The sequence below is a fragment of the Stenotrophomonas sp. Steno-C15 genome, from assembly GCF_056393265.1.
In genome coordinates this window covers 75,130-88,425 of record NZ_JBWJPF010000018.1, presented here as the reverse complement: position 1 = coordinate 88,425, position 13,296 = coordinate 75,130, and the positions used below count along the sequence as shown (strand labels likewise).

Below are 13,296 nucleotides of genomic sequence, written 5' to 3'. Positions count from 1 at the left end.
CCCCCCCCCCCCCCCCCCCCCCCCCCCCCCCCCGCCACCCCACGGAATGCCGCTTTGGCTTTGGCTTCGGCCGTTGCCGTTGCATTGAGCAGGTGCAGGGCTGCAAGCCCTGCCGAAAACCCCCTTGGGCGTAGAATGCGGATATGAGCGAATCCCTTGATACCCATCTGGTCCACGGTCGCCGCCAGCGGCCGGATGGGCCGTCGCCGGTCGATGTCATTTCGGTCCAGTCGCAACTTGTCTACGGCCATGCCGGCAACAGTGCCGCCATGCCGCCGATGCGCGCGCTCGGTGTGCGCGTGGCCGACATCCCGACCACGCTGCTGAGCAACGCGCCGTTCTACGAGACAACCCGCGGCCGCGTACTGCCCAGTGACTGGTTCGCCGATCTGCTGCTGGGCACCCACGAGCGTGGCTTGCCGCAGCGGGCCAGGATGCTGGTCTCCGGCTACTTCGGCAGCACCGCCAATGGTGCGGCGTTCGCCGACTGGCTCGATCAGGTCCTGCCCGCGTGCCCGCAGCTGCGCTACTGCCTGGATCCGGTGATCGGCGATACCCATACCGGCCCCTATGTGGAGCCGGGCCTGGAGGCGATCTTCGCCGAACGGCTGCTGCCGCATGCCTGGCTGGTCACCCCGAATGCATTCGAGCTGGCCCGTCTGACCGGCATGCCGGCACTGGCCGAGGCCGACGCCATCGCCGCCGCGCGTACGCTGCTGGCGCGTGGTCCGCACTGGGTGATCGCGCACAGCGTGGGTGGCACGCCGGGCGAGCTGGTGACGCTGGCGGTGGGACGCGACGAGACCTGGCGTTGGACCTCGCCGCTGCTGCCGGTGGACGTGGCCGGGACCGGCGACGTACTGATGTCGCTGGTGGTGTCGTTCCTGCTGCGGGGAGAGTCGATGCAGCAGGCGATCTCGCGTGCCATCGCAGGTACCCATGCCGCCCTGGAGGCCACGCTGGCCAATGGTTTCGAGGAGTTCGACGTGATTGCCGCGGCGCCCGCCGCACTGGCCGAAGGCACGCGCTTCCGCGCTGAACGCGTGGCATGACGGCAGTGCAGCACTTTGCGCCGCGCACGATCGGCATCGTCGGCAGTGCCGGAGCCTACGGGCGCTGGCTGGGCCGCTTCTTCGAGCAGCAGATGCGACTGCAGGTGATCGGCCACGATCCGGCCGATGCTGCTTCGCATACACCGGAGCAGTTGCTGGCCGAGGCCGATGTACTGGTGTTCTCCGCACCGATCCGGCATACGCCGGAACTGATCGCCGAATACGTGCGCCGCTCGGCGGGTCGTGAACGCGGGCGCCTGTGGCTCGATGTCACCTCGGTCAAGGACGCGCCGGTACAGGCGATGCTTGCCTCACAGGCCGAAGTGGTCGGCCTGCACCCGATGACCGCGCCGCCGAAGGCCCCCACGTTGAAGGGCAGGGTCATGGTGGTCTGCGAAGCGCGACTGCAGCACTGTCGGCCCTGGCTGGATGCGCTGTGCGTGGCGCTGCAGGCCGAGTGCGTGCGCGCCACGCCACAGCACCATGACCAGATGATGGCGCTGGTGCAGGCGATGGTGCATGCCACGCATCTGGCCCAGGCCGGCGTGCTGCGGGAATATCAGCCGCAACTGGGGACACTGGAAGCGATGCTTCCCTATCGCTCGGCGTCGTTCGAACTGGATACCGCGATCATCTCGCGCATCCTCTCGCTGAATCCGGCGATCTATGAGGACATCCAGTTCGGCAATCCGCATGTCGCGCCGATGCTGGAACGCCTGGTCGGCCAGCTGCGCGTGCTGCAGGCCCAGGTCGACCAAGGCGACGACATGGCGCGCGGTGCGTTCCGCGAGCAGATGCTGGTGGCGAACCGGGCCGCCTTCGGCGCGCCTGCACTGGCCTCTGGAAACTATACCTTCGAGCGGGTGGGCTACCTGCTGGCCGATCTGACCGAGCGCAACGCCGTGTCGGTCCACCTGCCGGAAGATCGCCCGGGCTCACTGCGTGAGCTGCTGAACATCTTCGAGCAGCACGGCATCAGCCTGGCTTCCATCCATTCCTCGCGCACGCCGGGCGGGGAAGTGCATTTCCGCATCGGCTTCGTCGCCGGCAGTGATCCCCGGGCCCTGGCCGACGCAGCGGCCGCCGTGGATGCCAGCGGAATCGGACGGGTACTGGCGTAGTGCATTCATCCACAGGGGATGTGGATGAATTCTGCGCAAACATGTGGATAACACTGCTCATGCCTTGCCAGCACAAGCTGTCAAGATCTGTGGCGAAAAACTGACCAGGGTGCTGCCGGTGGGGCCGGGCTACGCCCGGCGGCCCTGCGATTGACCCGCGCGACGCTAGCGCGACGCTAGATGGTCAGCCGCAGTTCGCCGCCGCTGGTGCTGAACTCGCGGCCATTGCGCACCAGATGACGCCCGTCGTCGAGCTCGTAGCGCGGGGTGGCTTCGGAATGATGCCCGCTGCCATTGGCCTCGGGCTTGAACTCGATGATGATATGGCTCTCGCCATTGCTGTCGACTGCGGGAAACTGACGGAACGACATCGTCCACCTCCTTCAGCGGATGCTGCTTCTGCGCGGCCAGCTTGGCGCCAGAGGTGTTAGCCGACCGTCATCAATCGATGAACTGCAGTCGCGCCAGCTCCGCGTACAGACCCCCTTCAGCCAACAACTGTGCGTGCGTGCCTTCGGCGACGATGCGCCCCTGGTCCATGACCACGATGCGGTCGGCCTTGAGCACGGTTGCCAGACGGTGTGCGATGACCAGCGTGGTGCGGCCCGCCATCAGGCGCTCCAGCGCCTGCTGCACACCGTACTCGCTCTGCGCGTCGAGCGCGCTGGTGGCTTCGTCCAGCAGCAGGATCGGCGCATCCTTCAGCAGCGCGCGGGCGATCGCCACGCGCTGCTGCTGCCCGCCGGACAGGCGCGCGCCGCGCTCGCCCAGCTCACTGTCATAGCCCTGCGGCAACGCACGCAGGAAGCCATCGGCCTCAGCGGCACGAGCCGCTTCCTCGACTTCGGCATCGCTGGCCTGCAGGCGGCCGTAGCGGATGTTGTCGCGGGCGCTGGCGGCGAACAGCGTCGGTTGCTGCGGCACCAGGGCCAGCTGGGCGCGCAGGTCGGCGGGATCGACCTCGCGCACATCGATGCCGTCCACGCAGATGCGGCCGTTGGCCGGGTCATGGAAGCGCAGCAGCATCGACAGCACCGTGCTCTTGCCGGCACCCGAGGGGCCGACCAGGGCCACGGTCTCGCCTGGGCGCACATGCAGGCTGAAGTGGTCGAGCGCGGCCTGGTCCGGTCGCTGCGGGTAGTGGAACACCACGTCATCGAACTGGATCTCGCCTTGCAGCGGCTGCGGCAGCGCGCGTGGATGCGCGGGCGCGCGGATCTCGACATCCTCCTGCAGCAGTTCGCCGATCCGGCCCATGCCGCCGGCAGCGCGCTGGAGTTCGTTCCAGACTTCGGCCAGAGCGCCCACCGAACCACCGCCGATCAGCGCATACAGCACGAACTGGCCCAGGGTGCCGGCACTGAGGCGGCCCTCGATGACATCGTGGGCGCCCAGCCACAGCACGCCGACAATGGCACCGAAGATCAGCAGGATGGCACTGGCGGTGACCAGCGACTGTGCGCCGATGCGTCGGCGTGCGGCCCGGATCGCATCGCCCAGCGCCAGGTCGAAGCGGCCGCGCTCGTAAGGCTCGCGCGCATGTGCCTGCACCGTGCGGACGGCACCGAGGGTCTCGCTGGCCAGGCTGTTGGCGTCGGCGATGCGGTCCTGGCTGCTGCGCGCGACGGTGCGCAGCTTGCGTGCGCCGATGATGATGGGCAGTACCGCCAGCGGGATGCCGAGCAGCGACCACGCCGCCAGGCGCGGACTGGTCACGAACAGCATGGCCAGGCTGCCGACCACCGTCACGCTGCTGCGCAATGCGACTGACATGGTCGAGCCCACCACGCTGCGCAGCAGCTCGCTGTCGGCGGTCAGGCGCGAGACCAGTTCGCCGCTGCGGCTGCGGTCATGGAAACCGGCACCCAACTGGATCAGGTGCCCGTACAGACGGCTGCGCAGGTCGGCCACTACCTTCTCGCCGAGCAGCGACACGAAGTAGAAGCGTGCGGAGGTGGCGATCGCCAGCACTACCGCCACCAGCATCAGCAGGGCAAACGCCCGGTTGATCTGGCCGCCGCTGCTGAAGCCGTGGTCGATCATCTGCTTGACGGCCGGAGGCAGGCTGAGGGTGGCGGCCGAGGAGACGGCCAGCGCCAGCAGCCAGGCGGCGAACAGGCCACTGTGCCGGCGCACGAACGGCCACAGCGTTCGCAGGCTGCCGAGGCGGCGCAATGGCGGGGTCGCGGCGGCCGCGTCGTCCTTGTCAGTCATCCTGGTCGTCATCTCGGATACGGATACGGTCACGGGTGGCGTCTCGCAGGCGGATTTTCAATGCGTCGGCCTGGTCGGCGGGTAATTCGATCCGCAGGCGCACGCCTTCAGCGTCGAACTGTTCATCCTGCTTCTCGGCGAAGAACGCGGGCAGGGCCGCATGCAGGGTACCCAGGTCCTCGAAGCCGGCCAGCAGCTGCAGCCGTGCCATCGCCACCAGTGGCAGCCGCGGTGCCGTGCGCAGACACTCGGCGGCGGTACCGCCGTAGGCGCGGACCAGACCGCCGGCGCCGAGCTTGATACCCCCGTACCAGCGGATCACCACCACCATGACCCGGTCGAAGCCCTGGCCATCGATGGCGGCCAGGATCGGCCGGCCGGCAGTCCCCGCCGGCTCGCCATCATCGCTGGAGCGATACTCCTGTCCATGCCGGTAGGCCCAGCAGTTGTGCGTGGCGTCGGCCACCATCACCCGCTGCAGGAACGACATCGCCGCCGCCGCGCCATCGATGGGCGCGGCATGGGCGATGAAGCGGCTGTGCTTGACTTCCAGCGTGTGGCTGACGGGCTGGGCGAGGGTATCGGGCATTCCCTTCATTCTACGGGGTTGCCGCCCCCATGCTTCAGTCGTCCAGCAGAGGACGCAGGTCGCGTGGCAGCCGCGACTCCGGATACTGCTGCACGTAGCGCTCGAGGCTGGCACGGGCGATGTCGCGCTGGCCTTCGTCGCGACGTTCGCGGATCTTCTGCAGCCACTGCCGGCGGGGCAGCTGGGCGTCGGCGGCCACTTCGGCCTGCACGGCCGTAGCGCTGAGCGCGGCATCGCTGCCGCGACGCATCACGCCCGGTGCGCTGCGGAGCGGTGCGGCCCGCTTGAGCGCCGTGGTGTCACCGCGCTGTCCCGCGCTGGCCGGGGCGGCCTCCATCGCGCCGGACAGGGGGGCAACGGCGTCGCGCGCTTCCAGCGACGGCGGCGCAGGCGCCGCAGCAGGCAGCGGTGCCGAATAGGCCACAGCGGCCGGAGGTTCCGCAGCCGGCGGCGGAGCTGCGGTGTCGGCGGCGGCGCGCTCGGTGGCCTGAGCCGCCGCTTTCGCTCGTGCCGCCACCGTCGGTGCCGGTGTCTGCGGTGCGGAGGATCGGGCCGGTGCGGCGGGCCTGGGTGCCGCGACTGGCGCCGGTGGTGCCGGCGGCGCACTTGCGATGGCCGGCTCGGCAGGGGAAGGCCGGGTAGGGCCCTCGGCAGGCTGCGCGGCCACTTCGGCAGCGACCTCGCCGGCGACGCGCGGCGCAGTGATCTGTGCATCGTGCGCCGGGACCGCGGGCGGTTCCGGGCGCAGCTGCCAGGCGATGCCGATGGCGAATACCATCGATGCAGCAACGCCGAACACCGCAGGCCAGTGCCGGCGCGGCCGCCGTGCACGCACGCTGCCCGCGTCGGCCGCGTCGGCCGGTGGCGCCTGCACCGCCGCACGGGCGGCCGCCAGGATCGTGGCATCCAGCGCCGCCGGAGGCGCCTGTTCGACACGACGGCCGAGCAGGCGCGCCAGCTCGCGCTCTTCAGGCGTCAGGGGTTCGTCTCGGTTCATGCGTTCAGTCCCGCACGCAGCTTGTCCATCGCATAGCGCAGCCGCGATTTCACGGTTTCCCGGCCTACGCCGGTGATCTGGCCGATCTCCTCCAGGCTCAGTTCCTGATCCAGCCGCAGCTGCAGCACTTCGCGCTGCTCCAGCGGCAGTTCTTCCATCGCGCGCTGGATGCGGCGACGTTGCTCGAATTCTGAAAGCTCTGCTTCCGGGGTCTGCCCGTCTTCCAGCGCGGCCAGACGCAGCTCGGCATCGGCCGGCGCCGCCGGGCGGTGGCGTGCGGCGCGCCAGTGATCGTTGAGCCGGTTGTGCGCGATGCGGAACAGCCAGGTGCTGAAGGCGGCATCCGGCTGCCAGCCGGACCGTGCGCTGATGACCCGTTGCCAGACGTCCTGGAAGATCTCCTCGGCCAGGGCGGTATCGCGCAGCTGGCGCAGCAGGAAGCCGAACAGGCGCTTGCGATGGCGCGCATACAGGCTCTCGAACGCGTGCAGGTCGCCGCCGGCCCAGGCGAGCATCAAGGCTTCATCGGTTGGCAGGGCGCTGGCTTCCACGCGGTACAGGTTAAGGCCTGCCGACGATGGCGCATAGCGGGGTGCGGGGGCGGACAGGGCGAGGTTCATGGCTCGGAACGGGGTGCGGACGCCAGGAATAACGAACGGGCGCACGATTCGGGGTTGCCGGGCTTCCATTGCCCCCCCGGTGGCGCGCTATGCTCGGCGGCTCAGGGGAGGCGACGCACAGACGGCGCCGAGAGATTGTCATTTGTCCACGCATGCTGAACCTGCGCAAACGCCATCACACGAGGCCGTGCTGAGTACGGAACTCGTGCGCGCGCTGCATGCGCTGCTGCCGGAATCGGCGGTGGTCCGGGTCGGCTGGGACGATCCCCAGCTGGGGCGCAGTGACGCCATCTGGCCGATACCCCCGGGCGCGGCCGACAGCGTGGCACCGGCTGCCGGCGATGGCCGCCACGGTTGGGATCATGACGGTGCCCGCCTGTACCTGGCGGTGGAGGGCGCGGCGCCTTCGTCCGCGTGGTGGGGTCTGGCGCGGCAGGCCATGGAACTGGCCCTGCAGCGGGGCCGCCAGGCGGGACAGATCAAGGCGCTGGAAGAGGCCGAGCGGCTGCAGCAGGCGCTGTTCCAGATTGCCGATCTTGCCGGTGCCGACCTGGAGATGGGGCAGATGCTGCGCCGCGTGCACGACGTGCTGGGCACGCTGATGTACGCAGAGAACTGCTACATCGTCGAATACGATGACCTGCACGACCAGATCAGGTTCCTGTACTTCGCAGACCAGGTGGACGATTTCGTTGCCGATCCGGCGCAGAGCTTCGACGCCAGCGGAATGCCGCGCAGCCTGACGGTGGCGCTGCTGCATCATGGCAGGCCCCTGAGCGGACCTTCGCGGGAACTGCTGGCCCGCGAGGTCGGGCAGGAGCATGACCCGCTTCGCGGCCCTGAAAGCCTGGACTGGCTGGGTGTGCCGATGCTGCGCGATGGCCGGGTGTGCGGTGCCATCGTGGTGCAGAGCTACGAGCAGGCAGACCGCTATGGCGAGGCCGAGCGTGCACTGCTGGGTTTCGTTGCCCAGCACGTACAGACCGCGATGGACCGGCGGCAGGCCCAGGTGCGGCTCGAGCAGCAGGTGGAACTGCGCACGCAGGAACTGCAACGCGCCAACCACAGCCTGCAGGACGAAGTGGCAGAGCGTCGTCGTGCCGAGCAGCTGCAGATCGCGCTGTACGACATTGCAGAGATGGCGATGTCCGCCGAGAGCCTGGAGCAGTTCTACGGCCAGGTGCATGGCGTGGTCGGCCGACTGCTCGACGCGCGCAATTTCTACATCGCACTGGTCAACGAGGCGGGTGATGGGCTGGATTTCGTCTACTCGGTGGATGAACGCCACGCCAGCCGCGCCTCCCGTGCGTTCAGTCGTGGCCTGACCGAATACGTGGTGCGCAACCGCCAGCCGCTGTTGGCCTCCCGCGCGCAGATCGACTCGCTGCGCGCCAGTGGCGAGGTGCGCGAGTCCGGCGCGCGCTCGCTGTGCTGGCTGGGCGTGCCGCTGCTGCGCGATGACGAAGTGGTTGGCGCGATCGTGGTGCAGAGTTACAGCGAGCAGCGTGCCTTCAGCATCCACGACCAGCGCTTGCTGACCTTCGTCGCGCAGAACATCGGCACCGGACTGGCCCGCCAGCGCGACCAGCAGCGCCTGCGTTCGGCGCATGCCGAACTGGAAAAGCGCGTGGACGAACGCACGCGCGAACTGGCTGAGGTCAATGAAAAGCTGTTGGGCCAGATCGGCGAGCGCCTGCGTGCCGAGCAGCGGCTGACCCACCAGGCCATGCACGACGCGCTGACCGGGTTGCCCAACCGCCTGCACCTGCTGGACCGGCTGCAGGATGCGCTGGTACTGGCCAGGCAGGAGGACGGCCCGGTGTTCGCGGTGCTGTTCCTGGATCTGGACCGTTTCAAGCTGGTCAACGACAGCATCGGCCACGCGGCCGGCGATCACATGCTGGTGGAAGTGGCCAAGCGCATCGTGTCGATGGCGGGCCCCGACGACGTGGTGGCGCGCCTGGGCGGTGATGAGTTCGCGGTGCTGCTGCAGTGCCCGCTGGGCCTGGCGCAGGCCCTGGATTTCGGTCAGCGCCTGCTGTTGGCATTGCAGGAGTCGATGTGGATCGCCGGGCGCGAGCTGTTCCCGTCCGGCAGCCTCGGCATCGCACTGTGGAATCCGCGTTACCGGACCGGAGAAGAGCTGCTGCGCGATGCCGACGCCGCCATGTACCGGGCCAAGGCGCAGGGCCATGATCGCTGTGCGATCTTCGACGAGGACATGCGCGAGCAGGCCATGCGCAGCCTCGATCTGGAAGCCGATCTGCGGCGGGCGATCAACAATCGGGATTTCGTGCCGTTCTACCAGCCGATCGTGCGCCTGTCCGACGGGGAAGTGGTGGGCCACGAAGCGCTGCTGCGCTGGCAGCACGAACGGCGTGGCCTGCTGTTGCCGGGCGCGTTCCTGGAGCTGGGAGAGGAGAGCGGGTTGATCGAACAGGTCGACTGGCTGATCTACGAACAGGTCATCGCCGGCCTGGCCGCGGGCGGGCAGGGCTATGTGTCGGTGAACGTGTCGCCGCGGCATTTCCGTTCGGCCGGTTTCAGTGCGCGCCTGTTCGGCCTGCTCGACGCCTGCGGGGCCGATCCGCGCCGGTTGCGCCTGGAGATCACCGAGGTCGCGCTGCTGGATGACGGCCCGCACACGCTGCATATCCTGCAGGGACTGCGCGAGCGCGGCATCCAGGTGCAGCTGGACGACTTTGGCACCGGCTTCTCGGCGTTGTCGTACCTGCACCGCTTCCCGATCAGCACGCTGAAGATCGACCAGAGCTTCATTGCCGGCCTGCATGGACCAGAAGTGCAGAGCACACGCGCGCTGGTACAGGGCGTGCTGTCGCTGGCGCGCACGCTGGGCATCGAAACCATCGGCGAAGGCATCGAAACCGAAGCCCAGCGGCAGACACTGCGCGAACTGGGCTGCGATTACGGCCAGGGCTACCTGCTGGGGCGACCGGCTCCCTGGGCCGACGTGGCGCCCTGAGACGCCACGCGGCGGACGATCAACGCAGGGCGGCGCGGCGCTTCTCGTCGATCCACTTGGAGGCCTGTGCCGGCTGGTAGTTCTTCATCCACTCCAGCATCTGCTCGATGTCCGAGCCGTACCACAGGTCCTGGCGCTGGTCCGGGTGCAGGAAACGCTCATCCACCATGCGATCGATCATGCCGATCAGCGGTGCATAGAAGCCGTCCACGTCCAGGAATGCACAGGGCTTGTTGCCGATGCCCAGCTGGCGCCAGGTCAGCATCTCGAAGATCTCCTCCATGGTGCCGAAGCCGCCGGGCAGGGCGACGAAGCCGTCGGCCAGGTCGAACATGCGCGACTTGCGTTCGTGCATCGAGCCGACGATCTCCAGCTCGGTCAGGCCACGATGGGCCACTTCCCAGTCGGCCAGCTGGCGGGGGATCACGCCGGTGACCTCGCCGCCGGCCGCGAGCACCGCATTGGCCACGGTTCCCATCAGGCCGACGTTGCCGCCGCCATACACCAGGCGCAGGCCGTCGCGGGCGATGCGGTCGCCCAGTGCAATGGCGCGTTCGGTATAGGCCGGCTTGCTGCCAGCGTTGGAACCACAGTACACACAGATCGATTTCATGGATCTTCCTGTCTCTTGGCCGGAAACGAAAACGCCCCGTCGCCGACCGCAGGGCGGTCAGGGACGGGGTGTCCAAGGATTATGAGGCCTTGAGAGGCCTTCTGTAGAGCCGAGCCATGCTCGGCTGCTCTTCGTTCAGATCGCGGCAATGCCCTAGCCGAGCATGGGCTATGCCGGTCGTCCTGACCGGCACCCTTCGGGCCGTCGCCAGCGACGTTGGCAGCGGCTCCTGCCGCTGCCTTCGGCTCTACAAAAAGCGGGGGCTTACGCCGCCGCAGCCTGCTCGCGTCGCGGGCCTTCACGCAGGGCGCGGCCGACCATGCCCACCAGCAGATCCAGCTCTTCGCTGTCCATGCCGAAGTGGGGCGTGAAGCGCAGCGAGTTCTCGCCGCCATGGATCACATTGATGCCATGCCGGCGCAGCCATTCTTCGGTGGAACCACTGCCGTAGCACTTGAACTGCGGCGCCAGCTCGCACGAGAACAGCAGGCCGGTACCCTGCACCTTGGTGATCAGCCCGCCAAGCTCGCCCTTGAGCTGTTCCAGCTTGCGCACGGCTTCGGCGCCGCGCTCGGCGATGTTGGCGCGCACCTGCGGGGTCAGCTGTGCCAGCGTCGCGCAGGCCACGTCCAGCGCACGCGGGTTGCTGGTCATGGTGTTGCCGTAGATGCCCTTGCGGTACAGCTGTGCGGCATGCTCGGTCACCGCCAGCACCGACAGCGGGTACTGGGCCGCGTTCAGGGCCTTCGAGTAGGTTTCCATGTCCGGCGGATCCAGGCCTTCGAAGCCCGGGTAGTCAACCACCGACAGCACGCCGTGCGCGCGCAGGCCGGCCTGGATCGAATCGAGCAGCAGCAGGCTGCCGTGCGCGCGCGTCAATTCGCGGGCCAGGGCATAGAACGACGGCGGCACCGAGCGGCCCGGATCGCCTTCGCCCATGACCGGCTCCAGGAACACCGCCTCGATGAACCACTTGTTGCGGGCGGCGTCCTCGAACACCGCGCGCAGGCCGGCTTCGTCGTACGGCGCCACGGTGATCACCGAATCCTCGCCACGGTAGCTGGCCAGATGCTGCATGTAGCTCTTGCGGCTGGAATCGGAGTACAGCGCCGGCCGGTCGGTGCGGCCATGGAAGCTGCCCTTGACCACCACACGCTTGATCGCGGCGCCGGCGTGGCGCGCACCCGGGTCGGTCTGCAGCTTGGCGTTGACGTCGGCGATGCGTGCGGCCAGCCCGACCGCTTCCGAGCCGGAGTTCAGGCACATGAAACGGGCGAACGGGCAGCCGCCACGACGGTGGCCGATCTCGGCGCGAAGGGCGGTGATGAAGCGCTGCTGTGACAGGCTGGGGGTCATGATGTTGGCCATCACCTGCGGTCGGGCCATCGCCTCCAGCACCGTGTCGGGGGTATGACCGAAGCCGAGCATGCCGTAGCCGCCAGCGTCATACAGCACCGCCCCCTTCAGGGTGACCACCCACGGGCCGCGCGCGGCCAGCGCCACATAGGGCGTAACGGCGTCGTCGGCGTAGAAATTGACGAACCCGTCCTGCATGGCATCGATCTGCGCCTGTTCGTCCTGCCCCAGCAACGGCCCCAGTTCGCCCTGCACACGGGCGAACTCCGCGGCGGCGGCCTCGACCGCGGCCACCAGCTGCGGATGGCGGACGGACAGGGTGGTCAGGGTGGCGTCGTCCAGGCCGGTGGTGAGGCGGGTGCCGGGCTGGCTGCGCAGGGGGGCGAGGCGTTCGATGAAGCTCATTGCAGATCTCCTGAAACAATGGGGCGCACGGGCCATCAAAAAGCAAAACGCGCGTCATCACGCGCGCTGGGCGGCTCGTGCAGCGGACTTCCATCTCGATGCTAGCACTTGTTTTTTTGCGCGATAACCCCGCAGAAACCTGTTGCATAGCAGCATTTTGCGCGACGTTCGCCGCGGACCACGCCGGCTCGCAGACGCTGGCCGTACAATGCGCGCCATTGTCGACCTGTTGCCGCCCACTGCATTGAAGAAGTCCGATTTCCACTACGACCTGCCGGCTGAACTGATCGCGCAGGCGCCGCTGGCCGAACGTTCCGCCAGCCGCCTGCTGCTGGTGCCTCCGGCCCCTGCCGCCTTCACCGACCTGCAGGTGCGTGATCTGCCCTCGCTGCTGCAGCCGGGCGACCTGCTGGTATTCAACGATACGCGCGTGATCCCGGCGCGCCTGTTCGGTCAGAAGGCCAGCGGTGGGCGGGTCGAGATCCTGATCGAGCGCCTGCTCGGCGGCCAGCAGGCGCGTGCCCAGGTCGGCGCCAGCAAGTCGCCCAAGGCCGGCAGCCGCATCGCGCTCGATGCCGGTGGCGAAGCCGAAGTGCTGGGCCGCGACGGCGAGTTCTATGTGCTGCAGTTCCATGTGCCCGAGTCACTGGAGCAGTGGCTGCTGCACGCCGGACGCCTGCCGCTGCCCCCCTACATCCAGCGCGAGCCGGGCGTGGACGACCGCGAGCGCTACCAGACCGTGTTCGCGCGGGAGGTGGGAGCGGTGGCGGCACCGACCGCCGGCCTGCATTTCGATGAACCGCTGTTGGCCGCGCTGAAGGACAAGGGCGTGGAGTTCGGCCACGTCACCCTGCACGTGGGGGCAGGCACCTTCCAGCCGGTGCGAGCCGATGACCTGAAGGACCACGTGATGCACCGCGAGTGGCTGAACGTGGGCGCCGAGCTGGTGCAGCAGGTGCGTCGGACCCGCGCTGCGGGCGGGCGCGTGATCGGTGTCGGCACCACCGTGGTGCGCGCGCTGGAAAGTGCGATGCGTGACGGCGAGCTGTTGCCGTTCGCCGGCGAGACGCAGATCTTCATCACTCCGGGCTATCGGATCCGCAGCGTTGACGCGATGGTGACCAATTTCCATCTGCCGGAAAGCACCCTGTTGATGATGATTTCGGCCTTTGCCGGCAAGGAGCGGGTGTTCGAGGCCTATCAGCACGCGATCCAGCAGCGCTATCGCTTCTTCAGTTACGGCGACGCGATGCTGCTGTTCCCGCAGGCAGGGTAGGGCGCGCCGGGAGGGCAGGGACCCTTGTGGGTGCGCACCTTGGTGCGCACGCCTTCTTGGGAGACAATAG

General features: G+C 68.3%; 11 protein-coding genes. 4 read left to right on the top strand and 7 right to left on the bottom strand.

Annotated elements, in window-relative coordinates; all coding sequences use genetic code 11:
• Window positions 1-143 precede the first annotated feature (143 nt).
• Together pdxY and AC06FB_RS13975 are read left to right on the top strand one after the other, a co-directional pair.
• On the top strand, window positions 144-1,052 hold the full coding sequence (gene pdxY / locus AC06FB_RS13980; protein WP_053519791.1) for a pyridoxal kinase: 909 nt from the start codon (window positions 144-146) through the stop codon (window positions 1,050-1,052).
• The gene (locus tag AC06FB_RS13975; RefSeq protein WP_164153149.1) at window positions 1,049-2,173 is read left to right on the top strand and encodes a prephenate dehydrogenase; all 1,125 of its coding nucleotides are present in this window, start codon (window positions 1,049-1,051) and stop codon (window positions 2,171-2,173) included. Before pdxY ends, AC06FB_RS13975 begins: the two co-directional genes overlap by 4 nt.
• A gap of 176 nt (window positions 2,174-2,349) precedes the next feature.
• Here the strand turns inward: AC06FB_RS13975 and AC06FB_RS13970 are convergent, their stop codons facing one another.
• The 5 genes from AC06FB_RS13970 to AC06FB_RS13950 all read right to left on the bottom strand — a co-directional run bounded on the left by AC06FB_RS13970 (window position 2,350) and on the right by AC06FB_RS13950 (window position 6,488).
• Window positions 2,350-2,544 carry a hypothetical protein gene (locus AC06FB_RS13970; RefSeq protein WP_053519789.1) on the bottom strand — a complete coding sequence of 65 codons (195 nt, stop codon included), beginning with the start codon at window positions 2,542-2,544 and terminating at the stop codon, window positions 2,350-2,352.
• Window positions 2,545-2,614: 70 nt separating this feature from the next.
• Window positions 2,615-4,387 (bottom strand): ABC transporter transmembrane domain-containing protein, encoded by a 1,773-nt coding sequence (locus AC06FB_RS13965; RefSeq protein WP_065181307.1) that lies wholly within the window; start codon window positions 4,385-4,387, stop codon window positions 2,615-2,617.
• Window positions 4,380-4,976, bottom strand: coding sequence for an IMPACT family protein (locus tag AC06FB_RS13960; protein ID WP_263177928.1), 597 nt, complete (start codon window positions 4,974-4,976; stop codon window positions 4,380-4,382). Before AC06FB_RS13960 ends, AC06FB_RS13965 begins: the two co-directional genes overlap by 8 nt.
• Before the next feature lie 34 nt (window positions 4,977-5,010).
• Entirely contained in the window at window positions 5,011-5,973 is a 963-nt protein-coding gene (locus AC06FB_RS13955) for a hypothetical protein (RefSeq protein WP_478053794.1), read from the bottom strand.
• Window positions 5,970-6,488, bottom strand: coding sequence for an RNA polymerase sigma factor (locus AC06FB_RS13950; protein ID WP_229765872.1), 519 nt, complete (start codon window positions 6,486-6,488; stop codon window positions 5,970-5,972). Before AC06FB_RS13950 ends, AC06FB_RS13955 begins: the two co-directional genes overlap by 4 nt.
• Before the next feature lie 292 nt (window positions 6,489-6,780).
• Between AC06FB_RS13950 and AC06FB_RS13945 the strand changes: the two genes are divergently transcribed.
• Window positions 6,781-9,576, top strand: a complete 2,796-nt coding sequence (locus AC06FB_RS13945; RefSeq protein WP_478053793.1) for a bifunctional diguanylate cyclase/phosphodiesterase — start codon at window positions 6,781-6,783, stop codon at window positions 9,574-9,576.
• A 19-nt stretch (window positions 9,577-9,595) separates the two neighbouring features.
• On the opposite strand, the gene AC06FB_RS13940 is transcribed toward AC06FB_RS13945, so the two are convergent.
• Together AC06FB_RS13940 and AC06FB_RS13935 are read right to left on the bottom strand one after the other, a co-directional pair.
• On the bottom strand, window positions 9,596-10,189 hold the full coding sequence (locus AC06FB_RS13940) for an LOG family protein (protein WP_065175031.1): 594 nt from the start codon (window positions 10,187-10,189) through the stop codon (window positions 9,596-9,598).
• A gap of 264 nt (window positions 10,190-10,453) precedes the next feature.
• Window positions 10,454-11,950 carry an aminotransferase class III-fold pyridoxal phosphate-dependent enzyme gene (locus AC06FB_RS13935; RefSeq protein WP_128988969.1) on the bottom strand — a complete coding sequence of 499 codons (1,497 nt, stop codon included), beginning with the start codon at window positions 11,948-11,950 and terminating at the stop codon, window positions 10,454-10,456.
• A gap of 208 nt (window positions 11,951-12,158) precedes the next feature.
• On the opposite strand from AC06FB_RS13935, the gene queA reads away from it, so the two are divergent.
• Entirely contained in the window at window positions 12,159-13,226 is a 1,068-nt protein-coding gene (queA, locus tag AC06FB_RS13930) for a tRNA preQ1(34) S-adenosylmethionine ribosyltransferase-isomerase QueA (RefSeq protein ID WP_111185614.1), read from the top strand.
• Window positions 13,227-13,296: the final 70 nt, after the last annotated feature.

Coding starts and splice junctions, on each gene's coding strand:
- AC06FB_RS13975 (WP_164153149.1), top strand. CDS start 1,049: ATGACGGCAGTGCAGCACTTTGCGCCGCGCACGATCGGCATCGTCGGC.
- AC06FB_RS13955 (WP_478053794.1), bottom strand. CDS start 5,973: ATGAACCGAGACGAACCCCTGACGCCTGAAGAGCGCGAGCTGGCGCGC.
- AC06FB_RS13960 (WP_263177928.1), bottom strand. CDS start 4,976: ATGCCCGATACCCTCGCCCAGCCCGTCAGCCACACGCTGGAAGTCAAG.
- AC06FB_RS13940 (WP_065175031.1), bottom strand. CDS start 10,189: ATGAAATCGATCTGTGTGTACTGTGGTTCCAACGCTGGCAGCAAGCCG.
- AC06FB_RS13935 (WP_128988969.1), bottom strand. CDS start 11,950: ATGAGCTTCATCGAACGCCTCGCCCCCCTGCGCAGCCAGCCCGGCACC.
- AC06FB_RS13950 (WP_229765872.1), bottom strand. CDS start 6,488: ATGCTCGCCTGGGCCGGCGGCGACCTGCACGCGTTCGAGAGCCTGTAT.
- AC06FB_RS13965 (WP_065181307.1), bottom strand. CDS start 4,387: ATGACTGACAAGGACGACGCGGCCGCCGCGACCCCGCCATTGCGCCGC.
- AC06FB_RS13970 (WP_053519789.1), bottom strand. CDS start 2,544: ATGTCGTTCCGTCAGTTTCCCGCAGTCGACAGCAATGGCGAGAGCCAT.
- queA (WP_111185614.1), top strand. CDS start 12,159: ATGCGCGCCATTGTCGACCTGTTGCCGCCCACTGCATTGAAGAAGTCC.
- pdxY (WP_053519791.1), top strand. CDS start 144: ATGAGCGAATCCCTTGATACCCATCTGGTCCACGGTCGCCGCCAGCGG.